The sequence below is a fragment of the Gilliamella sp. Pas-s27 genome (assembly GCF_009795865.1).
Classification (GTDB): Bacteria; Pseudomonadota; Gammaproteobacteria; order Enterobacterales; family Orbaceae; genus Gilliamella.
Genome location: NZ_WTEW01000175.1, coordinates 1 through 205, shown reverse-complemented (window position 1 = coordinate 205; position 205 = coordinate 1). Strand labels below are relative to the sequence as shown.

At 38.5% G+C, this 205-nt stretch carries 1 protein-coding gene; it reads left to right on the top strand.

All coding sequences use genetic code 11. The annotated features are described in order from the left end of the window. Positions 1–205: IS30 family transposase (locus tag GQ589_RS12375; protein ID WP_160426520.1), on the top strand; the 205-nt coding region annotated here is incomplete at both ends.

Sequence of the window (205 nt, the reverse complement as noted above, 5' to 3'; positions counted from 1 at the left end):
CGCCGTTTAAAAAGATGGTTAAAAGCATCACCTTTGATAATGGGATGGAATTTAATTATCATCATGCGATTGAGCATTATTTAAACACTACCGTATACTTTGCGGAGCCTTATAAAAGCAGGCAAAGAGGCACAAATGAAAACACCAATGGCTTAATACGTCAGTTTATACCTAAGTCAGCGGCCATTTCATTCGTTGACGACGA